The organism is Tardiphaga sp. 841_E9_N1_2 (assembly GCF_051811065.1).
Taxonomy (GTDB): domain Bacteria; phylum Pseudomonadota; class Alphaproteobacteria; order Rhizobiales; family Xanthobacteraceae; genus Tardiphaga; species Tardiphaga robiniae.
In genome coordinates, this window is the sequence record NZ_JBPWQC010000001.1 from 5,820,888 (window position 1) to 5,845,449 (window position 24,562).

The 24,562-nt window shown below is 62.2% G+C and carries 18 protein-coding genes; 9 read left to right on the top strand and 9 right to left on the bottom strand.

Annotation, left to right across the window (positions count from 1 at the left end; genetic code table 11):
- The first annotated feature begins 67 nt into the window (after positions 1-67).
- Positions 68-541 carry a hypothetical protein gene (locus tag AB8A50_RS27945; RefSeq protein ID WP_439079633.1) on the top strand — a complete coding sequence of 158 codons (474 nt, stop codon included), beginning with the start codon at positions 68-70 and terminating at the stop codon, positions 539-541.
- 58 nt (positions 542-599) lie between these two features.
- On the opposite strand, the gene AB8A50_RS27950 is transcribed toward AB8A50_RS27945, so the two are convergent.
- The 7 genes from AB8A50_RS27950 to AB8A50_RS27980 all read right to left on the bottom strand — a co-directional run bounded on the left by AB8A50_RS27950 (position 600) and on the right by AB8A50_RS27980 (position 7,758).
- Complete coding sequence (locus AB8A50_RS27950; protein ID WP_231081190.1) at positions 600-1,805, bottom strand: ABC transporter substrate-binding protein; 1,206 nt, start codon at positions 1,803-1,805, stop codon at positions 600-602.
- A 344-nt stretch (positions 1,806-2,149) separates the two neighbouring features.
- Complete coding sequence (locus tag AB8A50_RS27955; RefSeq protein ID WP_184513957.1) at positions 2,150-3,379, bottom strand: ABC transporter substrate-binding protein; 1,230 nt, start codon at positions 3,377-3,379, stop codon at positions 2,150-2,152.
- A gap of 6 nt (positions 3,380-3,385) precedes the next feature.
- Positions 3,386-4,414, bottom strand: coding sequence for a branched-chain amino acid ABC transporter permease (locus AB8A50_RS27960; protein WP_089261602.1), 1,029 nt, complete (start codon positions 4,412-4,414; stop codon positions 3,386-3,388).
- Between the two features lie 2 nt (positions 4,415-4,416).
- Positions 4,417-5,295 carry a branched-chain amino acid ABC transporter permease gene (locus AB8A50_RS27965; protein ID WP_439079634.1) on the bottom strand — a complete coding sequence of 293 codons (879 nt, stop codon included), beginning with the start codon at positions 5,293-5,295 and terminating at the stop codon, positions 4,417-4,419.
- A gap of 10 nt (positions 5,296-5,305) precedes the next feature.
- Entirely contained in the window at positions 5,306-6,019 is a 714-nt protein-coding gene (locus AB8A50_RS27970; RefSeq protein ID WP_116663743.1) for an ABC transporter ATP-binding protein, read from the bottom strand.
- Positions 6,016-6,828, bottom strand: coding sequence for an ABC transporter ATP-binding protein (locus AB8A50_RS27975; protein WP_093759246.1), 813 nt, complete (start codon positions 6,826-6,828; stop codon positions 6,016-6,018). The genes AB8A50_RS27970 and AB8A50_RS27975 overlap by 4 nt, the downstream gene beginning before the upstream one ends.
- 63 nt (positions 6,829-6,891) lie before the next feature.
- Complete coding sequence (locus AB8A50_RS27980) at positions 6,892-7,758, bottom strand: IclR family transcriptional regulator (RefSeq protein WP_093759245.1); 867 nt, start codon at positions 7,756-7,758, stop codon at positions 6,892-6,894.
- Between the two features lie 161 nt (positions 7,759-7,919).
- Between AB8A50_RS27980 and AB8A50_RS27985 the strand changes: the two genes are divergently transcribed.
- From AB8A50_RS27985 to glpK, 8 genes are all read left to right on the top strand, one after another.
- Entirely contained in the window at positions 7,920-10,004 is a 2,085-nt protein-coding gene (locus AB8A50_RS27985) for a 3-hydroxyacyl-CoA dehydrogenase NAD-binding domain-containing protein (RefSeq protein WP_120288679.1), read from the top strand.
- Positions 10,005-10,170: 166 nt separating this feature from the next.
- Positions 10,171-11,874: a dicarboxylate--CoA ligase PimA gene (gene pimA, locus AB8A50_RS27990; RefSeq protein WP_120288680.1), complete on the top strand. Its 1,704-nt coding sequence runs from the start codon at positions 10,171-10,173 to the stop codon at positions 11,872-11,874.
- Positions 11,871-13,058, top strand: coding sequence for an acetyl-CoA C-acyltransferase (locus AB8A50_RS27995; RefSeq protein ID WP_089261588.1), 1,188 nt, complete (start codon positions 11,871-11,873; stop codon positions 13,056-13,058). Before pimA ends, AB8A50_RS27995 begins: the two co-directional genes overlap by 4 nt.
- A gap of 28 nt (positions 13,059-13,086) precedes the next feature.
- Positions 13,087-14,274 (top strand): pimeloyl-CoA dehydrogenase large subunit, encoded by a 1,188-nt coding sequence (gene pimC / locus AB8A50_RS28000; RefSeq protein WP_089261586.1) that lies wholly within the window; start codon positions 13,087-13,089, stop codon positions 14,272-14,274.
- Between the two features lie 213 nt (positions 14,275-14,487).
- Positions 14,488-15,630: a pimeloyl-CoA dehydrogenase small subunit gene (pimD, locus tag AB8A50_RS28005; RefSeq protein ID WP_089261584.1), complete on the top strand. Its 1,143-nt coding sequence runs from the start codon at positions 14,488-14,490 to the stop codon at positions 15,628-15,630.
- Between the two features lie 208 nt (positions 15,631-15,838).
- Complete coding sequence (locus AB8A50_RS28010; protein WP_309947373.1) at positions 15,839-16,609, top strand: SDR family NAD(P)-dependent oxidoreductase; 771 nt, start codon at positions 15,839-15,841, stop codon at positions 16,607-16,609.
- Between the two features lie 362 nt (positions 16,610-16,971).
- On the top strand, positions 16,972-18,153 hold the full coding sequence (locus tag AB8A50_RS28015; RefSeq protein WP_439080048.1) for an FAD-dependent oxidoreductase: 1,182 nt from the start codon (positions 16,972-16,974) through the stop codon (positions 18,151-18,153).
- Positions 18,154-18,244: 91 nt separating this feature from the next.
- Positions 18,245-19,744 carry a glycerol kinase GlpK gene (gene glpK, locus AB8A50_RS28020; protein ID WP_439079635.1) on the top strand — a complete coding sequence of 500 codons (1,500 nt, stop codon included), beginning with the start codon at positions 18,245-18,247 and terminating at the stop codon, positions 19,742-19,744.
- Between the two features lie 86 nt (positions 19,745-19,830).
- Here the strand turns inward: glpK and AB8A50_RS28025 are convergent, their stop codons facing one another.
- A complete protein-coding gene (locus tag AB8A50_RS28025) occupies positions 19,831-20,079 on the bottom strand; it encodes a hypothetical protein (RefSeq protein ID WP_089261574.1) in 249 nt (82 codons plus the stop codon).
- A gap of 634 nt (positions 20,080-20,713) precedes the next feature.
- Positions 20,714-24,559, bottom strand: a complete 3,846-nt coding sequence (gene metH, locus AB8A50_RS28030) for a methionine synthase (RefSeq protein ID WP_439079636.1) — start codon at positions 24,557-24,559, stop codon at positions 20,714-20,716.
- Between the last annotated feature and the right edge of the window lie 3 nt (positions 24,560-24,562).

The window sequence follows — 24,562 nt, forward strand, 5'->3', positions numbered from 1 at the left end:
GTCGCCCGCAACAGAGCGTGGCGATGCGCGCTCATAGCCGGGGTTTCGCGACATGCGCGCAGTAACGATGACGACGCTTTCTCCTTTGCGCCCGCGCAGTATTGCGCTCGCTGTCATCGCGGTGCTGGCGCTGCTCGATGTGACGCTGCTGGCGGCGCGCGAATTGCCGAGCGTGCCAGTGCTGCAGAAGGTCGGATTCGACATGGAGTCCGCCGGCTTCAAGGCGCGCTTCGTCAACGATGCCGCAGGGAAGGCGGCCTTAAGCAAATTGCCGGCCTATCGCTTCGTCGTCCACAATACGCCGAACGGGCCGCGCTATCTCTATGCCGATCCCGCCAAATGCATGTGCACCTTCGTCGGCAATCGCGACAACTATCTCAACTATCAGGATATCGTGCGCCGTGGCCTGCCGCAGGCGGACTATGTGGCGCCGGACTACAAGACGCAGGCGAGTGCGCTGCTCTCGGACGATCCGATCGCGTCGGACCAGATCGACTGGCAGCCCGACAGTCTCGCGGATGCGTTCCGGGATTATTACTGATCTCGATCCCCCCCGCCTGGCGAAGCTTGGCTTCGACCGGCGGGGAGAGATCAGAACATCAACCGTCGATCTTGCCCGCGATGATCGGGCCGAACAGCTCCCACTTCTCGCCCTTGAAGCGCTGCATCTGCAGCTGCTCGATCGGGTAGAAGTCGGTCGCCGAGGTCGAGATGGTCACGCCGGGCAGCAATGTGTCGGGCGCGAATTCCTTGAGGTTGGCTGCTTCCTTCATGATGTTCGCGCGAGTCAGGTTGTCACCGGCCTGCTTGAGCACCTGAACGATGGTCTGCGCCTGGCCATAGCCATAGACGACCGAGCCGTCGCTCCTGTCCATGGTGGGTGCATATTTGGCGAGGAAGGCGTAGAATTTCTTCATGCCCTCGTCATTGTCCCAGCTGGAATCGGCGCCGTCCTTGGCGTAGTTCGCCGACAGGATGCCCTGGGCGATCTCGTAACCCGCCGGCTTCATCACGCCGCCGACCGAAGAGCCGACATTGCTCTGGATGAAGGTTGGTTTCCAGCTGAGCTCCGCCACTTTCTTGATCGCCTGCGCAGCGAATTTCGGCGTGGTGAAGCTGACAAAGGTGTCGGCATTGGTCGACTTCAGCTTGACGATGTGGGACTCGATGGTCGGTTCCGACACTTCATAGCTTTCCTCGGCGACGATCATCGATGCCGCCTTGGCGCCGAGACCATCCTTCAGACCCTTCAGCATGTCTTTGCCGAAATCGTCGTTCTGATACATGACCGCGATCTTGGCGTCAGGCTTTTCCCTCAGCAGATAGGCTGCATAGATCCTGGACTCGCTCTGATAGGCAGGCTGCCAGCCCATGGTCCAGGGGAAGTCCTTGTAGTCGCCGAACTTGGTCGCGCCGGTGGCCACGAACAGCTGTGGCACTTTCTTGGCATTCATGTATTTCTGAATGGCAGAGTTCGACGGGGTTCCGAGCGAGCTGGCGATGAACAGCACTTCGTCGGATTCGACGAGCTTGCGGGCCTGCTCCACGGCCTTCGGCGGCGAGTAGCCGTCGTCATAGGTGATGTAATTGATCTTGCGGCCGTTGATGCCGCCCTGATCGTTGATCATCTTGAAATAAGCTTCTTCCATCTTGCCGATCACGCCATAGGCGGAGGCGGGCCCGCTATAGGGCATGATGTTGCCGATCTTGATCTCGGTATCGCTGGCGCCGGTGTCGTATTTTTTCTGGGCGAAGGCAGTACCGCCAAGGGCCGCACTGAGGGCTGCGGCAACCGTGAACGTCATTGCACGCGAGCTGAATGAAGGCATTTCTGATCTCCCTGATCATTTGATGAAGCCGCGCGTATTCTTGTTTTTTGTTGAATGCTGCGGCGCGTCGGATTGAATACTTTTCCGCTGCAACTAGCAAGAAAAAGCCCCTCACGACTTTCGTCGTAAGGGGCTGTTTTATTAAGCAGTTTTAATGTTCCAGCGCGAGTTGTTGCAGCGCGCTTTGTCGCTGTCTTCCCAGTCGTCATGCCCGGGCTTGTCCCGGGCATCCACGTCTTGGCTACAAGCTAAGAAGGCGTGGATGGCCGGGACAAGCCCGGCCATGACGGAGCGTAAGACGGTCGCATTTTTGTGAACGATTACCCGCCGAGCTTGCTGTCGATCGGCGGGCCGAACACGTCCCACTTCTCGCCGGTGAAGCGCATCATGCGCAGTTGCTCGATCGGGTAGAAGTCGGTCGCCGAGGTGTTGATCTTGACGCCCGGCAGCAGCGTGTCGGGTGCGAAGTCCTTCAGGCTGGCGGCCTGTTTCATGATGTTCGCACGCGTCAGGTCGTCGCCGGCCTGCTTGAGCACCTGCACCACGGTTTGCGCCTGGCCGTAGCCATAGGCAGCCGAGCTTTCGGCCGGATTGGCGAAGGGGGCGTATTTGGCCAGGAAGTCGAGATACTTCTTCATGCCCTCATCGTCCTTCCACTGCGGATCGATGGCATCCTTGGCATAGGCCAGCGACAGCACGCCCTGCGCGTTGTCGATACCCGCCGGACGCATCACTGCGCCGACCGAGGAGCCGACATTGCTCTGGAAAAACATCGGCTTCCAGCCGATCTCGGCCACCTTCTTGATCGCCTGCGCCGCGAATTTCGGCGTCGAGATCGAGACGAAGATGTCGGCGCCCGAGGCCTTCATCTTGACGATGTGCGAGTCGATGGTCGGCTCGGACACTTCATAGCTGTCTTCAGCCACGATCATCGAAGCCTTCTCGCCGAGACCGTCCTTGAGGCCCTTCAGCATGTCTTTGCCGAGGTCGTCGTTCTGGTAGAACACGGCGATCTTGCCGTTCGGCTTCTCGGTGATCGCGTATTGCGCGAAGATGCGGCCTTCGCTCTGATAGGCCGGCTGCCAGCCCATCGTCCATGGCGCGGTCTTGTATTCGCCGAACTTGGTCGCGCCGGTGGCGACGAACAGCTGCGGCACCTTCTTGGCGTTCAGATACTTCAGGATCGCCGTGTTCGACGGCGTGCCGAGCGGACCGAACACGAACAGAACTTCGTCGGATTCGACCAGCTTGCGGGTCTGTTCCACGGCCTTGGCCGGGCTGTAGGCGTCGTCATAGCTGACGAAGGTGATCTTGCGGCCGTTGATGCCGCCCTGATCGTTGATCATCTTGAAGTAGGCTTCTTCCATCTTCCCGATGATGCCGTAGGCCGAAGCCGGGCCGCTATAGGGAATGATGTTGCCGATCTTGATCTCGGTATCGCTCGCCCCGGTATCGTATTTCTTCTGGGCATTCGCGGAAGTTGAGAAGGCGAGAAACGCAAACGCCGCGCTCGAGAGCGCGGCGGTGCGCAGAAAGTTTCTGCAGTTCATAGGTCCTCAGTGTTTACGTAGTTTGCCTATCAAGCCCTGTGCCAAATAGGCGAGTTGCCTGGCCCCGTTCGGGAGCAGGAAGATGATGATGATCAGGATGACGCCGAACACGGCGCCAGACAGACCCTTCGAGACGTGTTCCGCAATATTCGGAACGAAGACGATGAAAGCCGCGCCGGCCAGCGAGCCCGGCAGCCAACCAACGCCGCCGACGACCATGCCCAGGAACAGCGCAATAGCGAGCTGGATGGTATAGCCATCGGGCGCGACGAACTGCACAGCGATGGCACCGAGACCGCCAGCAACGCCGGTGATGCCGGCGCTAACGCCGAAAGCCAGCGTCTTGTAGAGCGAGACGTCCACACCCATCGCCGAGGCGGCGATCTCGTTGTCACGGATCGCCATCATGGCTCGGCCCGACCGCGACTTCAGCAGGTTGACCGAGAGGATGTAGATCAGGATCGTGACCGCGAGGGTGAAGAAGTACAGCCACATGTCCTGCGACACTTTCAGACCCAGCGAGGCCAGGATTTCCGGTGCATCAGGCTTGGTGACGACAAGGCCCTGCACGCCGCCGGTCCAGTGTTCGAACACGCCGAGCTTCAGGAGCTGCGGCATCGCCACCGCGAGGGCGAAGGTCGCCAGCGCGAGGTAGATGCCGGAGAGCCGAAGCGCCGGCAGGCCGAACAGGAAGCCGGCGATGAAGCAGACCAGACCGGCCACAGGGAGCGTCAGCGCGTAATTGACGCCGGCATGTTCCATCAGGATGGCCGACGTATAGGCGCCGAGGGCGTAGAACGCGCTCTGGCCGAGCGAGAACTGGCCGCTGGCGCCGGTCAGGATGTTCAGCGCGAGAACCGCGATGGCGTAGATCAGCCACATCGTCATCTGGAAGATGATGAAGTTCTTCACGAACAGTGGTGTGACGATGAGCAGCGCCAGGATGATCAGCGATGCCAGCGGGCCGAGCGCCATTGCCTTTTTGGGAACGGCAGCGACCGCGGGAGCGGCGGAGACGTCTTGAACGGTGCTCATGATCAAACTCGCTTCACGATGGCACGGCCGAACAGGCCATTGGGTTTGACGACCAGCACGGTGATGATCAGCGCCAGGGCGATGGGCAGTTTCAGCTCATTGCCGACACCCGGGATATAGGTGCCGACGAGGTTCTCGAAGACGCCGACGAGGAAGCCACCGATGACAGCACCCAGTGGGCTCGTGAGCCCGCCCACGACGGCCGCGGCAAATCCGTAGATCAGCACGCCGCCCATCATGTTGGGCTCGAGGAACACGACGGGGGCGATCAGCATACCGGCGATCGAACCGATCGCGGCCGCCATGCCCCAGCCGAGTGCAATCATCCATGACGTGTTGATGCCGACCAGCCGCGCCGATTCAGGCATCGACGCAGCTGCCCGCATCGCGAGGCCCACGCGGGTGTAGCGGAAGAAGATGAACAGCAGGGCGAGCAGGATGATCGTCACGCCGATCATGCCGGCCTGATGCGTCGAGATCAGCTGGCTGCCCAGGAAGGGCGACGAGCCGAACGGCGAGGGAAACTGCTTGATGGTGAAGTCCCAGGTCAGGCCCGCGACGCTGTTGATGATGGCGAACAGCGCGATGAAACCGGCGACGTGGGTCAGCACCGGCGCCTTGGCGAGGGGCTTGAACAAAGCCCGCTCGATGACGATGCCGCCGACAAAGGAGAAAATCAGCGTCAGCGCGAATGCGCCCCAATAGGGTATGCCCCACTGCATCATCTGCCAGGCGACGAAGGTCGAGAACATCGCCATTTCGCCCTGGGCGAAGTTCAGGTGGTCGATCGCCTGGTAGATCATGACCACGGCGAGCGCCATACAGGCGTAGATCGCGCCGGTGGCGATGCCAGCCAGGACTTGGTTGGTAAAGAGTTCCATGGCCGCCCCCTCAATATCCCAGATACGATTTACGGACGTCTTCATTGTTCGCGATCTCGTCGGCGGTGCCGGACATCACGATGCGTCCTGTTTCGATGACATAGGCCTTGTCGGCGAGCTCGAGCGCGAGCTGCGCGTTCTGTTCGACGACAAGAATGCTGACCTTGTCCTCGCGGTTGATCTTGCCGAGGATCTTGAACAGATCCCGCACGATCAGGGGCGCAAGGCCGAAGGACGGCTCGTCCAGCAGCATCAGGCGGGGACGCAGCATCAGCGCGCGGGCGACCGCGAGCATCTGCTGTTCACCGCCGGACAGCGTGCCGGCCTGCTGGGTATGGCGCTGCTTGAGCACCGGGAAGTGGGCATACATTCGCTCGATGTCGTCACCGATCGCCTTGGTATCCTTGCGACTGATCGCGCCGAGCTGCAGGTTCTCTTCCACCGTCATGGTGGTGAAGGTGCCGCGGCCCTGCGGCACATGGGCGATGCCCAGCCGCACGATGCTTTCGGTCGACTTGTTGTCGAGCTTCTTGCCCTCGAACTCGATCGAGCCTGTGGAGCGGATCATGTTGCAGATCGAGCGCAGCGTGGTGGTCTTGCCGGCACCGTTGGCGCCGAGCAGGGTGGTGAGGCTGCCTTCCTGCAGTTCGAATTCGAGGCCGTGCAGTGCCTGGACCTGGCCGTAATACGCACGCAGGTCTTTTACGTGAAGCATCGCGGTCATGAGTCTTTGTCTCCCAGATAGGCCTTGATCACAGCAGGGTCTTTCTGGACGGCAGCAGGTGTGCCTTCAGCGAGCTTCTTGCCGAAATTCAATGCGACGACATGGTCGGCGATCGACATCACGAGACCCATGTGATGCTCGACCAGGAGCACCGTCACGCCGCGATCGTCGCGGATGCGGCGGATCAGGTCGCCAAGAATGTAGACTTCCTCATGGTTGAGACCGCCTGCGGGCTCGTCGAGCAGCAGGATCTTCGGTTCGGCGGCGAGCGCACGCGCGAGTTCGACGCGCTTCTGCGTGCCGAACGGAAGACCGCTGACGATCGTATCGGCAACGCTGTGCAGATCGAGATAATCAAGGATGTCGTTGACGTCCTTGTTGATCGCAGCTTCGCCTGATCGAACCCATGGCAGCTTCAGCGAGTCGCTGATGATGTCGCTGTTGGTGCGCGCATGTTTGCCGACGCGGACATTGTCACGCACGGTCAGGTTCGGAAACAGCGCGACGTTCTGGAAGGTGCGGCCGATGCCGATCTCGGAAATCTTGTGGGCCGGACGATTCAGGATCGTCTGGCCGTCCATCAGGATATCGCCCTTGCTCGGCTGGTAGAGCCGGCTGAGACAATTGAACAGCGTGGTCTTGCCGGCGCCGTTCGGTCCGATGAGGCCGAGGATGTGACCCTTCTGCATGTCGAACGAGACGCCGTTCAACGCGATGATGCCACCGAACACAACGCTGACGTCGCGAACCGAAAGCAGCGGCGCCGTCGATGCGACGGGCGCGCGCTCTGCGAGTTGTGCCTGTGTCATGTGCGGTGATCCTCGATCGTCGGCTGCGGCGAAGTCTTGCGCAGGTCACGACGATGAAGGCTGTCAGAGCCCTTCAACAATGCGTGCAACTTTCCCTCCTGATTTGATTTTTTTGCTGTCGAGTTTTTTGGATTGTGGTGCAGCTGTTCCCCCGAGCGCCGCTTCGATGTTTCTTACCATCGCCAATAGCCGAGGTCCAATATCGTTGAGCAAGCGCTCTTCCGTGAAACGGAACGCGGGCGCGCCGCAATTAAAGGCATAAGGACCGGTGCCGTCATTCAATGTCATCGCAACACCGGCAGCGTGCACATCGTCCTGCCACTCGCCAGCCGAGATGACGAAGCCGTGGCGTGCGACCATTTCGCCCGCACGTTCGAGTCCATCACGCATCTTCGACCAGCGATGTCCGTAATGTTCGCGAAATTCGCGCAATAATTGGGCACGTTCTTCCGCAGGCAATGCCCAGAAATAAGCGCGGCCCATCGCCGTGGTTGCAATGGGAATGCGCGAGCCGACGTCGAGTTGAACGCCGACAGTGAGACTGGAACGGCTCTGCCCGAAATAGATCATGCTCAATCGATCGCGCGCGCCTACTGCGCAGGCACCGCCGGTCTGCCGCATCAATTCGTCGCGAAATGATTCCGAGAGATGCTTAACGCCTAAGTTCGCAAGTGCAGCATACCCCAGGGCCATGGCTGCTGGCGCGAGTTGATACTTCTCGAAGCGTGGCACGGGTGTAAGGTAGCCCAACTTCGTGAGTGTGTAAGTCAATCGCGAGATGGTTGGCTTCGGCAATTTGGTGCGGGCGGCAATCTCCTGATTGCCGAGAAGCCCGTCATTGGGGCGAAATGCACGCAAGACATCCAGGCCGCGAGCCAATGCGACGACGAAATTGCGATCTGTCGCCACATTCTTCGCTGGACGTTTCATGCTTCCCGAAATTTGGTTTTGTCAGTTTCATACGATTGCACCACGGCCCTCGTTGACAAGGGACGCTCTTCAAAATAACCCTCCGTGTCAAGATGTGGAATTAAATTTCGCAGTGCGAAACTAAGAAAATCAGACCGGTAAACGTAGCCAAGGAGAATGCCGTGAGCGATGTCGTAAAGCTTGAACGTCATGATGAAGTCGCCATCGTCACGATCAACTCTCCCCCTGTAAATGCGCTGAGTGCGGCGGTTCGCCGCGGCATTTTTGAGAACGTCAAAACGGCCGCTGCCGATCCTGCCGTGAAGGCGATCGTCATCGCATGCGCAGGCCGTACCTTCGTTGCCGGCGCTGACATCACCGAATTCGGCAAGCCGCCGCAGTCGCCCGGATTGAGCGAAGTCATCTCGGAAATCGAGAATTGTTCCAAACCGGTGATCGCCGCGATCCATGGCACCGCGCTCGGCGGCGGCCTCGAGCTCACACTCGGCTGTCATTTCCGCGTGGCGACAAAAGAAGCCAAGCTCGGTCTGCCCGAAGTGAAGCTCGGCCTCCTGCCGGGTGCCGGCGGAACGCAGCGCCTGCCGCGCGCAGTCGGTCCTGAACTCGGCGTCAAGATGGTCGTCACCGGCGATCCGATCAGCGCTGCTGAAGCCTTGAAGAACGGTCTGATCGAAGAGATCGTCGAAGGTCCGGCCTCGGGCGCAGAAGCCTTCGCGCGCAAGGTGATCGCCGAAAAGCGTCCGCTGCGCCTGCTGCGTAACGACGATTCCAAGCTCGCCGCCGCTCGCGCCGATCGCACCATCTTCACCAACGCCGCCGCAGCCGCCAACAAGAAGAACCGCGGCATGAATGCGCCGCTGGCCTGCGCCGAAGCCGTCAGCTGGACGCTCGATGTGCCGTTCGACGAGGCGCTCAAGAAGGAGCGCGAGATGTTCCTCAAGCTGGTCGCCGACGACCAGTCCAAGGCACAGCGTTACGCGTTCTTCTCAGAACGAGAAGCTGCCAAGGTCCAGAACGTGCCGGAAGGCGTCAAGCCGCGTCCGGTCGAGCGCGTCGCCATCATCGGCGCCGGCACCATGGGCGGCGGTATTGCGATGTCCTTCGCCAATGCCGGTATTCCCGTCACGCTGATCGAGACCGGCGAGGAGCAGCTCAAGCGTGGTCTCGGTATCATGCAGAAGAATTACGAGGCGACTGCAGCGCGCGGCGGCATTCCTGCCGATGCGCCGGCCAAGCGCATGGCGCTGATCAACGGCGTCGTTGGCCTTGAGAACGTCAAGGATGTCGATCTGGTGATCGAGGCCGTGTTCGAAACCATGGCGATCAAGAAGGAAGTGTTCACCGCGCTGGATGCCTATGCCAAGCCGGGCGCCATCCTCGCCAGTAACACCTCGTATCTGAACATCGACGAGATCGCAGCTGTCACCAAGCGTCCGCAGGACGTGCTCGGCATGCACTTCTTCTCGCCAGCCAATGTCATGAAGCTGTGCGAAATCGTCCGCGCCGACAAGACCGCGCCGGATGCGCTCGTCACCGCTGTCGCTGTCGCCCGCAAGATCGCCAAGGTGCCGGCCGTGGTCGGCGTCTCCGACGGCTTCGTCGGCAACCGCATGCTAGCGGCCCGCTCCAAGCAGTCCGAGAAGTTGCTGTTCGAGGGCGCGCTGCCGCAGCAGGTCGATGCCGTCGTCACCAAGTTCGGCATGCCGATGGGTCCGTTCGCCATGGGCGATCTCGCTGGCCTCGATATCGGCTGGCGCTCGCGCAAGGATCGCGGCATCACCTCGCCAATCGCCGACGCGCTCTGCGAAGCCGGCCGCTTCGGTCAGAAGACCGGCAAGGGCTATTACAAGTATGAAGCCGGCTCCCGCGCGCCGGTGCCGGATCCGGAAGTCGAGAAGCTCATCGACGATACCTGCCGGAGCCTGGGCCTGACCCGTCGCGCCGTCAGCGACCAGGAAATTCTGGAACGCATGATGTATCCGATGATCAACGAGGGTGCCCGCATCCTCGAAGAGAAGGTCGCCTCGCGCCCGAGCGATATCGACGTGATCTGGCTCTATGGCTATGGCTGGCCGATCTATCGCGGCGGCCCGATGTTCTATGCCGATCAGGTCGGTCTCAAGCAGATCGTCGAGCGCCTGCAGTTCTATGCCAAGCAGACCAACGATCCGTCGCTGGAGCCGGCTGCGCTGCTGAAGAAGCTGGCGGATGAAGGCAAGACGTTTGCGTCACTGGCGAAGGGCTAGTTGTGGTGACGCGAGCACGATGTGCTCTCCTCCCCCTTGCGGGGAGGGGCCGGGGGCGGGGGTCCCCGGGCGACGTCACTTGTGGCTTACCCCCCTCCCTGACCCTCCCCCGCAAGGGGGGAGGGAATATTGGCGCCGTGCGCTCCTTATGTAAGCAGGCCACGCCATGACCCATCCGGGCGAACAGCACTACCCACCGGGCGTTACCTGGGACGCGCCGATTGCGCGTGGGTCGCTGCCGGGTCTGCTTGCCGACTCCGTTGCAAAACATGGCGACCGCACCGCCATCGAATTTCGGGATCAGCCGATCTCGTTCAATGATCTGCAGGCGCGCGTCGATATCGTCGCTGCCGCGCTGATGCGCGCCGGCTATGGCAAGGGCTCCTCCATCGGCATCTTCCTCGGCAATACGCCGGATCATCCGGTGCATTTCTTCGGCGGTCTCAAGGCCGGCGCGCGGCTCGTGCATCTGTCGCCGCTCGATGGCGAGATCGCGCTGTCGCACAAGCTCAAGGATTCCGGCGCACGCGTGCTGGTGACGAGCAACCTCGCGGCGTTGCTGCCGATGGCACTGAAGTTTCTCGACAAAGGCCTGCTCGATCGCCTGATCGTCTGCGAGGATGACGACTGGGGCCCCGTCAACAATCCGCAGCTGCCGCTGCCGGAAAATCCCGCCATCGTCACTTTCCGCAATTTTACCGCAGGCGCCACGCCGCCGACGCAGTGGCCCGAGATTTCAGCGGATGATGTGGCGCTGCTGCAATATACCGGCGGCACCACCGGCCTGCCCAAGGGCGCGATGCTCAGCCACGGCAATCTGACCTCGGCGGTCTCGATCTATAATCTATGGGGCGCGCCGGCACGCGCCGGGCGCAATCGGATCGAGCGCGTCATCTGTGTTTTGCCGTTGTTTCACATCTATGCACTGACCGTGATCCTGCTGAGCCGCATCAGCCTCGGCGACACCATTTCGCTGCATCAGCGTTTCGATGTTAGCCGCGTGCTCGACGATATCGAGAAAAAGAAAGCCACCGTATTTCCCGGCGTGCCCACTATGTGGATCGCCATCGCGGCCGATCCGTCGCTTGAGACGCGCGATCTGTCGTCGTTGGTGTCGGCGGCCTCCGGCGGTGCGCCGCTGCCCGATGAAGTGGCGCGTCTGTTCGAACGTAAAACGGGCCTGTCGCTGAAGAGCGGCTGGGGCATGACCGAAACCTGCTCGCCCGGCACCAGCCATCCGCCCGGCGGTCTCGACAAGCCGGGCTCGATCGGCCTGATGCTGCCGGGGATCGAGATTGACGTGGTGTCGCTCGATGACCCGACCAGGGTGCTCGGTGTCAACGAGACCGGCGAAATTCGCATCAAGGGGCCGAACGTCACCAAAGGCTACTGGAACCGCGCGCAGGAGAGTGCCGAGTCATTCGTCGGCGATCGCTTCCTCACCGGCGATATCGGCTACATGGATGAAGACGGATTCTTCTATCTGGTCGATCGCAAGAAGGACATGATCATCTCCGGCGGTTTCAACGTCTATCCGCAGATGATCGAGCAGGCGATTTACGAACATCCCTCCGTACAGGAAGTGATCGTGATCGGTGTCACCGATCAGTATCGCGGCGAGGCGGCCAAGGCCTTTATCAGGCTGCGCAATGGCGCAGCGCCGTTCACCATCGACGAGCTGCGCGCGTTTCTCACCGGCAAGCTCGGCAAGCATGAACTGCCGGCAGCTTTGGACTTCGTCGACGACTTGCCGCGCACCGCGGTCGGAAAACTCTCGCGCCACGCCTTGCGCGGGTTGCAACCCACGCCCATCATGAACCAAGAAACAACCTCGCAACAACAAACCGCCTCTGGAGGACCCCGCCCATGACCGAAGCCGTTATCGTTTCCACCGCCCGTACGCCGATCGGCAAGGCCTTTCGCGGCGCCCTCAATGCCACCGAAGGCGCGACGCTGCTCGGCCATGCGATCGAGCATGCCGTCAAGCGCGCCGGCATCGATCCCAAGGAAGTTGAGGACGTCGTGATGGGCGCAGCCCTGCAGCAGGGCGCGACCGGCGGCAACATCGCACGCAAGGCGCTGCTCCGCGCCGGTCTGCCGGTCACGGTTGGCGGCACCACCATCGATCGTCAGTGCGCTTCGGGCCTGCAGGCGATTGCACTGGCTGCGCGTTCGGTGATCTTCGACGGCGTCGAGATCGCGGTCGGCGGCGGCGGCGAGTCGATCTCGCTGGTGCAGAACGAGCACGCCAACAAGTTCCACACCGTCGATCCCGAACTGATGAAGATCAAGGGCGACGTCTATATGCCGATGCTTGACACCGCCGAGACGGTGGCCAAGCGCTACAACATCTCGCGCGAACGCCAGGACGAATATTCGCTGGAGAGCCAGCGCCGCACCGCGGCCGCGCAGCAGGGCGGCAAGTTCAACGACGAACTGGCGCCAATCGCGACCAGGATGGGCGTCGTCGACAAGGCGACCGGCGAAGTCTCGTTCAAGGATATCACGCTGTCCAAGGATGAAGGCCCGCGTCCGGAAACCACCGCTGAAGGTCTCGCCGGCCTGAAGGCTGTGCGCGGCGATGGCTTCACCATCACCGCCGGCAATGCGTCGCAGCTCTCGGACGGCGCCAGCGCCACCGTGATCATGAGCGACAAGCTCGCCGCACAGAAGGGCCTCAAGCCGCTCGGCATCTTCCGCGGCTTCGTCTCTGCCGGCTGCGAGCCGGACGAGATGGGCATCGGTCCGGTGTTCGCCGTGCCGCGCCTTCTGAAGCGCCATGGTCTCAAGATCGAGGACATCGATCTCTGGGAGCTCAATGAAGCCTTCGCCGTGCAGGTTCTGTATTGCCGCGACAAGCTCGGCATCGATCCGGAAAAGCTCAACGTCAATGGTGGCGCGATCTCGGTCGGCCATCCCTATGGCATGTCGGGCGCACGTCTCGCCGGTCACGCACTGATCGAAGGCCGTCGCCGCAAGGCGAAGTATGCCGTTGTCACCATGTGCGTCGGCGGCGGCATGGGCTCCGCCGGCCTGCTCGAAATCGTTCAGTAATTACACATCTGCTCACAAGGAGGATCCGATGGATCTGAGCTTCAGCAAAGAAGAAACAGCATTCCGCGACGAGGTGCGCACCTTTTTCCGCGAAAGCCTCGACCCGGCGGTGCGCAAGAAACTGCAGGAAGGTCATCACACCAGCAAAGACGATCTGGTGAACTGGCAGCGCACGCTCAACAAGAAGGGATGGGCCGTCCCGCATTGGCCGCAGGAATATGGCGGCACCGGCTGGAGCGCCGCGAAGCAGTACATCTTCCTGGAAGAGCTGCAGAAGACCCCGGCGCCGCCGCCGCTGCCGTTCGGCGTCAACATGGTCGGTCCGGTGATCTACACTTTCGGCAATGAGCAGCAGAAAAAGCACTTCCTGCCGCGCATCGCCAATATGGACGATTGGTGGTGCCAGGGCTTCTCGGAGCCGGGCTCGGGTTCGGACCTCGCCTCGCTGAAGACCACGGCGAAGAAGAAGGGCGATACCTATATCGTCAACGGCCAGAAGACCTGGACCACGCTCGCGCAACATGCCGACTGGATCTTCTGCCTTTGTCGCACCGATCCCGATGCGAAGAAGCAGTCGGGCATCTCCTTCATCCTCATCGACATGAAGTCGAAGGGCATCACCGTCCGCCCGATCCAGACCATCGATGGCGGCGTCGAAGTCAACGAAGTGTTCTTCGATGAGGTCGTGGTGCCGGCCGAGAATCTGGTTGGTGAAGAGAACAAGGGCTGGGACTACGCGAAATTCCTGCTCGGCAACGAGCGCGTCAACATCGCGCGCGTCGGCATGTCGAAGGAGCGCATCCGCCGCATCAAGGAGCTGGCGTCCAGCGTCATGTCCGGTGACAAGCCGCTGATCGAGGATCCGCAGTTCCGCCAGAAGCTCGCGGCTACCGAGATCGAGCTCAAGGCGCTCGAACTGACGCAGATGCGCGTCGTCGCGGCCGAAGGCAAGCACGGCAAGGGCAAGCCGGATCCGGCCTCGTCGATCCTCAAGATCAAGGGTTCGGAAATCCAGCAGACGCTCACCGAGCTGCTGCTCGAAGTCACCGGCCCGTTCGCATTGCCGTTCATGCCGGAAGGTGAGGGGCAGAACGAGGAGGGCGACTGGGCCTCGCCGATCGCGCCGACCTATTTCAACTACCGCAAGGTGTCGATCTATGGCGGCTCCAACGAGATCCAGCGCAACATCATCGCGAAAGCGGTGCTGGGGCTGTAAGTTTTACCTTCTCCCCGCGCGCGGGGAGAAGGTGGCGCGGACGTAGTCCGCGACGGATGAGGGGGAGCCTCCGCCGGCTCGGGGCCCGCGGATAGTCCCCCTTACCCGAAGGCTCCGCTTCGCTCGCCCTAACCTCTCCCCGCAAGCGGGGAGAGGTTAGGGAGCTTAAACACATTCACACGCGCGTTACGCGCGATCCGAGAGAGAAAGACCATGGATTTTGATTTGTCGGAGGAGCAACGCCTCCTCAAGGACAGCGTCGACGGCCTGCTGAAATCGTCCTACGAATTCGAGGCTCGCAAGAAGTATCGCGCCGAGAAGGGTGGCTGGAGCCGCGACGTCTGGGGCAAGTTTGCCGAACAGGGCCTGCTCGGCCTGCCGTTCTCCGAGGACGATGGCGGCTTCGGCGCCGGTCCGATCGAGACCATGATCGTGATGGAAGCGCTGGGCCGTAATCTCGTGGTCGAGCCCTATCTCGACACGGTGGTGCTCGGCGGCGGTTTCCTGCGCCGCGCCTCGGCGGAGCAGCGTGCTGCGCATCTGCCCGGGATCATCGACGGCTCCAAGACCATGGCTTTCGCACAGGTCGAGCGTGATTCACGCTATGACCTCGGGGACATCAAGACGTCGGCCAAGAAGAGCGGTTCGGGCTACACGTTGTCCGGCGAGAAGTTCGTCGTCGGTCACGGCGATACTGCCGATACGCTGATCGTCACCGCGCGCACCGCCGGTGGCCAGCGCGACGCCAAGGGCGTCGGCGTGTTCCTGGTGCCCGCCAATGCCAAGGGCGTCGACATCAAGGGCTATGAGACGCAGGACGGCAGCCGCGCCGCCGATATCAAGCTGAACAATGTCGAAGTCGGCGCTGACGCCGCGATCGGCAATGCCGAGGATGGCTTGTCGATCGTCAATCAGGTCGTCGATGACGCGCGCATCGCACTGTGCGCCGAAGCGGTCGGCGCGATGGAAGAAGCGCTGAAGATCTCCGTCGAATACATCAAGGAGCGCAAGCAGTTCGGCGTCGCCATCGGCTCGTTCCAGGCGCTGCAGCACCGTGCGGCCGACATGTTCACCGCGCTGGAGACCGCGCGCAGCATGTCGTTCCTGGCCTCGATGGCATCAAGCTTCACCGATCTCGACGAACGCACCAAGACGGTCGCCGCTGCCAAGGTGCAGATCGGCCGTTCCGCGCGCTTCGTCGGCCAGGGCGGCGTGCAGCTGCATGGCGGCGTCGGCGTGACCATGGAGTACAAGATCGGCCACTACTTCAAGCGGCTGACCATGATCGAGCAGCAGTTCGGCGACGCCGATTATCACCTCCGCCGCGTCGCGCAGGCGGGCGGGATCACGGAGTAACTCTGCTCTTAACCTCTCCCCGCTTGCGGGGAGAGGTCGGATTGCGAAGCAATCCGGGTGAGGGGGACTCTCCACGCGCTCATGAACTCGTGGAGAGTCCCCCTCATCCGACTCGAACGCGCTACGCGCATTCGAGCCACCTTCTCCCCGCATGCGGGGAGAAGGAATGCGCCGTCGCTAAAATCAATCAACAACAAGGAGACCGCCCGTGAAAAATCCATTCGATCTCACCGGTAAGGTCGCCGTCATCACCGGGTCCAGCCGCGGCATCGGCAAGGCCTCCGCGGAACTGCTGGCGCAACTCGGCGCCAAGGTCGTCGTCTCCAGCCGCAAGGCCGATGCCTGTCAGGCTGTGGTCGATGGCATCAAGGCCAGTGGCGGTGATGCCCATGTCATTCCCTGCAACATCTCGCGCCGCGACGAGGTCGAAGCTTTGATCGACGGCACCGTGAAACACTACGGCCCGATCGACATTCTCGTCTGCAACGCCGCAGTGAATCCCTATTACGGTCCGCTGCTCGATATCGCCGATGAAGCCTTCGACAAGATCATGGGATCCAACGTCAAGAGCAACATCTGGCTCTGCGCCAAGGCGATCCCGGCCATGGCCGAGCGCGGCAAGGGCTCGGTGGTCATCATCTCATCCATCGGCGGTCTGCGCGGGTCCACGGTGATTGGCGCCTACGGCATCTCCAAGGCTGCCGACTTCTCCCTGTGTCGCAGCCTCGCCGGCGAATGGGGACCGAAGGGCGTGCGCGTCAACTGCATCGCGCCTGGGCTGGTGAAGACGGATTTCGCTAAGGCGCTGTGGGAAGACGAGGCCAATCTCAAGCGCCGCACCGCGACCACGCCGCTGCGCCGGATCGGCGAGCCCCACGAGATCGCCGGCGCCGTCGCCTATCTCGGCTCGGATTCCTCCACCTTCATGACCGGCCAGACCATCGTTATCGATGGCGGCGTGACGACGGCGTCCGTGTAAGTATCGCCCGACCCACGTTCGTCATTCCCCGCCGCTCCAATTGGAGCGGCTGAGGGCGCGAGCGCCGTTAGGCGATCGCGAACCTCAGCCATTCCACTTGGAATGGCGGGGAATCTCGACATCGGAGTCTCCGTCGAGCCAAGCCACTCAGGGATTCCGGGTTCGCGTCCGGCTCGCGCCGGCCGCGCCCCGGAATGACGGACGTGAATGCTGCGCTCCGTCCCGACTACGGCACGTGAAGTCGCTCGAAACAATTCTCCCGCGGTAACTCCCCACCGCCTGCCTCAATCCTTTCCCGTTTTTTAACACTTAGGGCGCACGGATAGCCGCAGCTGGAGAGTTCCCGGCAGACGGATATCGCGATCATTGGTGGCGGCCTCGCCGGGTCGACGGCTGCGGCGATGCTCGGTCGCGCCGGTGTGTCTGCAATCCTGATCGAGCCGCATCAGGTCCATCCGCCCGAACTCCGCTGCGAGAAGATCAGCGGCGGCGTCCAGCTCGAGCGGCTCCGCAAGACGGGTCTCGTCGATGCGGTGCTCGGTGCCGCCACCCATGACGACGAGATCTGGATCGCGCGTTTCGGCCGCGTGATCGACAAGCGCCCCAGTCAGCAGCACGGCTTTCTCTACGACACGCTGGTCAATACCGTGCGTGGCCAGATCCCGTCATCTGTCGAGACCATTCACGCCAAGGCGACGTCGATCGCCACATCGGATGACCGTCAGACCATCGGCCTGTCCAATGGCGAGGAGATTTCCGCGCGTCTCGTTGTGCTCGCCAACGGCGCCAGTGTCAGCCTGCGCAATCAGCTCAATATCGGCCGCCCGGTCATCTCGGCCAATCATTCGATCTCGGTGGGTTTCGATATCGCGCCCGTCAGCCGTGAACGTTTTGCCTTTCCGGCGCTCACTTATTTCGCGGAAACGACGGTTCATCGCACCGCCTATGTCACGCTGTTTCCCATTGGCAAGACCATGCGCGGCAACCTGTTCGTCTATCGCGAGACCGACGATCCCTGGATTCGCCAGATGCGGCGCACGCCGGAGGCAGCATTGGATGCCTGCCTGCCGAAACTGCGTGCGCTGATCGGCGACTACAAGATATCCGGCGATATCAGGATCCGCCCCATCGATCTCTATGAGAGCGACAACGTGGTCCAGCCCGGTGTCGTGCTGGTGGGCGATGCCTTTGCCTCGCCGTGCCCGGGCAGCGGCACCGGCACCGACAAGGTGTTCACCGATGTGGCGCAGCTCTGCAGCGTGCATATCCCGAACTGGCTCGCGACTTCAGGCATGGGCGCGAGCAAGATCGCGCAATATTACGCCGATCCGTTGAAGCTGGAATGCGACGCCTGGGCCACCGGCAAGGCGTTCAAGTTGCGCTCAGTCACTGTCGAGAATTCGCTGTATTGGCGCACACAGCGCTGGGCACGTTTCTTCGGCCGGCTGGGCGAGGGCATGGTGCGGCGGGCCCGCGAGACGCTGCCGCGCGAACTGGCGATGGTCGCGTCCGCTCTGGTCATGATGATCGACTCGGCGACCTGACCGCCGGCGCTGCCGCTTGACGCGCCCGCGCTAATCCGGTTGCCTGCGCCTCCCAACATAACGCGACCACAATCTTTCGGGAAGAAACGTCATGTCTTTCGTGATGGCCATCGATCAGGGCACCACATCCTCGCGCGCGATGATCTTTCGCGCCGACATCTCGATCGCGGCCTCCGCGCAGCAGGAATTCCCGCAGCATTTCCCGGCCTCCGGCTGGGTCGAGCATGAGCCGGAGGATATCTGGACCTCGACGCTGGCCGTTTGCCGCGAGGCGATGAAGAAGGCCGACGTTACCGCGAAGGATATTGCCGCGATCGGCATCACCAATCAGCGCGAGACCGTGGTGGTGTGGGATCGCGTCACCGGGCAGGCCGTGCACCGTGCCATCGTCTGGCAGGACCGCCGCACCGCGGAGATCTGCGCCCAGATGAAGGCCGACGGCCATGAGCCGTTGATCACGCAAAAGACAGGTCTGATCATCGACCCGTATTTCTCCGGCACCAAAGTGGCGTGGATTCTCGATCATGTCCCTGGCGCGCGCGACCGCGCCGAGCGCGGCGAATTGTTGTTCGGCACTGTCGATTGCTATCTGCTGTGGCGGCTGACGGCGGGGAAGGTGCATGCCACCGACGCCACCAATGCCTCGCGCACGCAGCTCTTCAACATCCACACCGGTGAATGGGACGATGAGCTGCTCAAGCTGCTGCGCGTGCCCAAGGCGATGCTGCCCAGGGTGCAGGATTCATCGTCCGATTTCGGCAGCACCGATCTGTTTGGTGGCACGATCATGATCGGCGGTATTGCCGGGGATCAGCAGGCAGCAACCATCGGGCAGGCCTGTTTCGCGCCCGGCATGATCAAGTCGACTTATGGCACCGGCTGTTTTGCGCTGCTCAACACCGGCACGACGCCGGTGCAATCGAAGAACAAGCTGCTCACAACCGTGGCGTATCAACTCAACGGCGTGCGCACCTATGCGCTGGAAGGTTCGATCTTCGTTGCCGGCTCCGCCGTGCAGTGGCTGCGCGACGGGCTCGGCATCATCAAGAGCGCTGCCGAAAGCGGGCCGCTCGCGGATCAGAACGATTCCTCGCAGTCGGTCTATCTGGTTCCGGCTTTCGTTGGCCTCGGCGCGCCTTACTGGAATCCCGATGTGCGCGGAGCGCTGTTCGGACTGACGCGCAACACCGGCCCGGCCGAACTCGCCCATGCCGCGCTGGAAAGCGTCTGCTATCAGACGCGCGATCTCTACGCGGCGATGCGTGCTGACTGGCCCGATGTCTCCGCTGCGACTGTCGTGCTGCGCGTCGATGGCGGCATGACCGCATCGGACTGGACCATGCAGCGTCTCGCCGATCTCCTGAATGCACCAGTCGATCGCCCGATGATCCAGGAAACCACCGCGCTGGGTGCTGCCTATCTCGCCGGTCTCACGGCCGGCGTATTTCCGGAGCCTGCCAAATTCGCCGACAACTGGCGGCTCGAACACCGCTTCAAGCCGGCCATGAGCGAAGCCACACGGACACGAAAACTGAAGGGCTGGGCGCAGGCAGTGAAGGGCGTATTGGCGAGCGATCCGGGGAAAGATTGAAAGCTTGCTCACCAAACAGAAAGAGCCGCCTGTGCGGGCGGCTCCTATAATGGTCATGTCAGGCTGACCGTGCCTGTTGTTGGTTGTTAGCGCCAGCCGCGATGCCGTCCGCGCGACCAGCCATAATGATGGCCGCGTCCGCGGCCCCAGCCGTAATGATGTCCACGCCCGCCGCGGTGCATGCCGTGATGTCCGCCGCCATGGCCACGAATCTGGATGATGTCGCTGGCGGTGCTCGCAGGTGCAAGCCCACCGACCGGCATGGCGTTCGCTGGAAGCATCAGGCCCAGACCCAGGAGTGCCGCGGCTGCCGTCGCGATCATGGTACGTTTCATTTCAACCCTCCAAAAGCAAATATTGCGCATACGACAAGCTGCGGCCTTCCTGATCGTTCCGTCGCCACGGGATTGAAACGATAACTTTGCCGGGACCGGAATTCGTCGCGGCAGTGGTAGAGAGAAAATAATCCCTCGCGCTCTATTGACGAAAATCCTATATGGGTCTATATGCCTTTTATCCCGTTCGCGAGGGGCGCTTCTAGAGGCGTCTTGAAGTGGGACTGGGATGCGGCGCCTGCGGGTGTGGGGTGACGTACCCTGCGCACTCGGGAGGCCTTGGGTCACCGTCCGGCCCCACTACGGGGGTCTGCCACTGATGCTGGCTGGACGTGGCATTGGTGAACGGCGGGAAACCGTCGGGATCAGCGGAGTGCGGAGCTCTGCGCCTTTGCCCGGAAGAACGGTCCCGGGGACAGAAATCGCCGCGGTGGCGCGCCGGATGGCGTTGCGCGGTTGCAGCTTGCCGGCGTTCCGGCGGAGCGGATCGCGAAAATTACCACCATTTCGCGTCGTCAGGCGCGCTGCCGCCCCTCATCGTTTGAGGGGGACTGCTCACACCTCGGACGCGCAAGCGCCGCGAGAATGCGAGAGCGTGGCTGTTTGACAAGCACATCCTGCGACTTGCAAAGCGCTACTTCGCTCCGACCTTCTTGCCGCGATACATCAGATGCACCGCGCAGTTACATCCCGGCGGATGGGTCGCGAGTTCGTCATTGGCAGGCGCGGGTACGGCGACCGGCGCAGGCTCGGCACCGGCACCCGGAATGTAGTTCAGCACCGGCGCCAGCCAACGTTCCACCTCGGCCACGCTCATGTTCTTGCGCGCGGCATATTCCTCGACCTGATCGCGCTCGATCTTGCCGACGCCGAAATAATAGCTCTCGGGATGGCTGAAATAGAGCCCGGACACCGACGAGCCCGGCCACATGGCGTAGCTTTCGGTGAGTGTTACGCCCGCAGTGTTCTCCGCATCGAGCAATTTGAAGATCGTCGCCTTCTCGGTGTGATCGGGTTGTGCGGGATAGCCGGGAGCAGGGCGGATGCCTTGATACTTTTCAAGGATCAGATCGTCGGTCGAGATGTTCTCGTCCGGCGCATAGGCCCAGAACTCCTTGCGCACGCGCTCATGCATGCGTTCTGCAAAGGCTTCGGCGAGACGGTCGGCCAGTGCCTTGCACAGGATCGACGAGTAGTCGTCATTGGCGTTCTTGAAGCGATCGGCGATAATATCCTCGCCGATGCCCGCGGTGACGACGAAGCCGCCGATATAATCCGGCACATTCGAGGTCTTCGGCGCGATGAAGTCGGAGAGCGCGGCGTTGAAGCGACCCTCGCGCTTCTCGAGCTGCTGGCGCAACGTGTAGAGCGTCGCAATCTCGGTTGAGCGGGTGTCATCCGCATAGAGGCGGATATCGTCGCCCACGGCATTGGCCGGCCAGAAGCCGATGGTTGCCTTCGCCGTGAACCACTTCTCCTCGACGATCTGCTTGAGCATCTTCTGCGCATCGGCATAGAGCGACGTCGCGACTTCGCCGACCACGCTGTCGGTGAGGATGCCGGGGAAACGGCCGGACAGTTCCCAGGTCTGGAAGAACGGCGTCCAGTCGATATAGGCAGCAAGCTCTTCGAGCGAATAATCGCTGAAGGTCCGGATGCCCAGGAAGGTCGGCTTGCGCACCGTCTTGCTGAAGTCCGCGACATGCGCATTGGCGCGCGCTGCGATGAGCGACAGCCGCTTCTTGTCCTGCTGGGCGCGGAAATGCGCCGCGGAGATCTTCGCATAATCGGCGCGCACCTCGGCCGCATAGGCGACGCTCTTCTCAGGCGACAGCAGCGACGAGGCGACGCCCACGGCGCGGCTGGCATCGTTGACATGCACCACGGCGCCGGCGCGGTAGTTCGGATCGATCTTCACCGCGGTATGCACGCGGCTGGTCGTCGCGCCGCCGATCAGCAGCGGCATTTTCAGACCCTGCCGTTCCATCTCGCCGGCCAGGAACGTCATCTCGTCCAATGACGGCGTGATCAGGCCGGACAGACCGATAATGTCGGCGCCTTCGGCCTTGGCGGTATCGATGATCTTCGAGGCCGGCACCATGACGCCGAGATCGATGACCTCGAAATTGTTGCACTGGAGCACGATGCCGACAATGTTCTTGCCGATGTCGTGAACGTCGCCCTTCACCGTGGCGAGCACGATCTTGCCGGCATTCTTGCGGCCATCGCCGGTGATACCTGCGGCGAGATTGTCGGCCTTCTCCTGCTCCATGAACGGCATCAGGTAAGCCACCGCCTGCTTCATCACGCGGGCCGACTTCACCACCTGCGGCAGGAACATCTTTCCGTCGCCGAACAGGTCGCCGACGATATTCATGCCGGCCATCAGTGGGCCCTCGATGACATGCAGCGGGCGCGCCACGGTCAGGCGCGCGGCTTCGGTGTCCTCGTCGATATATTGGGTGATGCCGTGCACCAGCGCGTGGCTCAGCCGCTTCTCCACCGGCCATTCGCGCCAGGTGAGATCCTGTTCCTTGGCCTGCTTGGTCTGGCCGCGGAATTTTTCGGCGAGTTCGAGCAGCCGTTCGGAGGCGCCGGGATCGCGGTTGAGGATGACGTCCTCGCAGACCTGGCGCAGCTCGGGATCGATGTCGTCATAGACGATCATCTGGCCGGCATTGACGATGCCCATGTCCATGCCCGCCTTGATGGCGTGATACAGGAACACCGAATGCATCGCCTCGCGCACCGGCTCGTTGCCGCGGAACGAGAAGGACAAGTTGGAGACGCCGCCGGAAATATGCGCATGCGGCAGGTTCTGGCGGATCCAGCGTGTTGCTTCGATGAAGTCGACGCCGTAATTGTTGTGCTCTTCGAGGCCGGTCGCGATGGCGAAGATGTTCGGATCGAAGATGATGTCTTCCGGCGGGAAGTTCAGCTCACCCACCAGAATGTCGTAAGCGCGTTTGCAGATCTCGGTCTTGCGCGCGAATGTGTCGGCCTGGCCGACCTCGTCGAAGGCCATCACGACCACGGCGGCGCCATGGCGCTGCGCGATCTTGGCCTCATGGATGAACTTCTCCACGCCTTCCTTCATCGAGATCGAATTGACGATCGGCTTGCCCTGAACGCATTTCAGGCCGGCTTCGATGACGTTGAATTTCGACGAGTCGACCATCACCGGGACGCGGGCGATGTCCGGCTCGGAGGCGACGAGATGGAGGAACTCGACCATCGCCGCCTCGGAATCCAGCAGGCCTTCGTCCATATTGACGTCGATGACTTGTGCGCCGTTCTCGACCTGGTCGCGCGCCACCTGCAGCGCGGCGGTGTAGTCGCCGGCGGTGATCAGCTTGCGGAATTTCGCGGAGCCCGTGACGTTGGTGCGCTCGCCGACATTCACGAAGGGAATCGCCGACGTCAGTTCGAATGGCTCCAGACCTGACAGGCGCAGGAGCGGTGCGATCTCCGGTACAACGCGCGGCTTGTGCGGCGCGACGGCCTTGGCGATGGCCGCGATATGGTCCGGCGTGGTGCCGCAGCAGCCGCCGACCACATTGACGAGGCCGCTGGCGGCGAATTCGCCGATCAGCCCCGCCATAAATTCGGGGCTCTCGTCATACTGGCCGAATTCGTTGGGCAGGCCGGCATTCGGATAGGCGCAGACGAGGGTATCGGCGACGCGGCCGATATCGGCGATATGCGCGCGCAGGTCTTCGGCGCCGAGCGCGCAGTTGAAGCCGATGGTCGCGGGCCTGGCGTGCTTCACCGAATTCCAGAACGCTTCGGGCATCTGGCCGGACAGCAGGCGTCCGGACTTGTCGGTGATGGTTCCGGAGATCATCACCGGCACGTCGATGCCGCGCGCCTCGCAGATTTCGGCAATGGCATAGAGCGCCGCCTTGGCGTTCAGCGTGTCGAAGATGGTTTCGACCAGCAGCAAGTCGGCGCCGCCGTCAAGCAAACCGTTGATCTGCTCGCTATAGGCGATGCGCAGATCGTCGAAGGTCACCGCACGATAGCCGGGATTGGCGACATCCGGCGAGATCGAGGCGGTGCGGTTGGTCGGGCCGATGGCGCCGGCGACGAAGCGCGGCTTGCCGTCCTCGGCAGCGACGGTGATCGCGGCGTTCTTGGCGAGGCGCGCGCCTTCGCGGCTCATCTCATAGGCGATGTCCTGCAGGTCGTAATCGGCCTGCGCGATCGAGGTCGAGGAGAAGGTGTTGGTGGCGACGATGTCGGCACCGGCGCGCAGATATTGCGCGTGGATGTCCTCGATGGCGTCGGCCTGCGTCAGGATCAACAGGTCGTTGTTGCCGCGGAGGTCGCGGTGGAAATTCTTGTAGCGCTCACCGCGGAATGCGGCCTCGTCGAATTGCAGGCCCTGGATCATAGTGCCCATGGCACCGTCGAGCACGAGAATGCGCTCGGCAGCGGCGGCAAGCAGTTCGGTACGCTTCGGCGAAACGGGTACGGACATGAG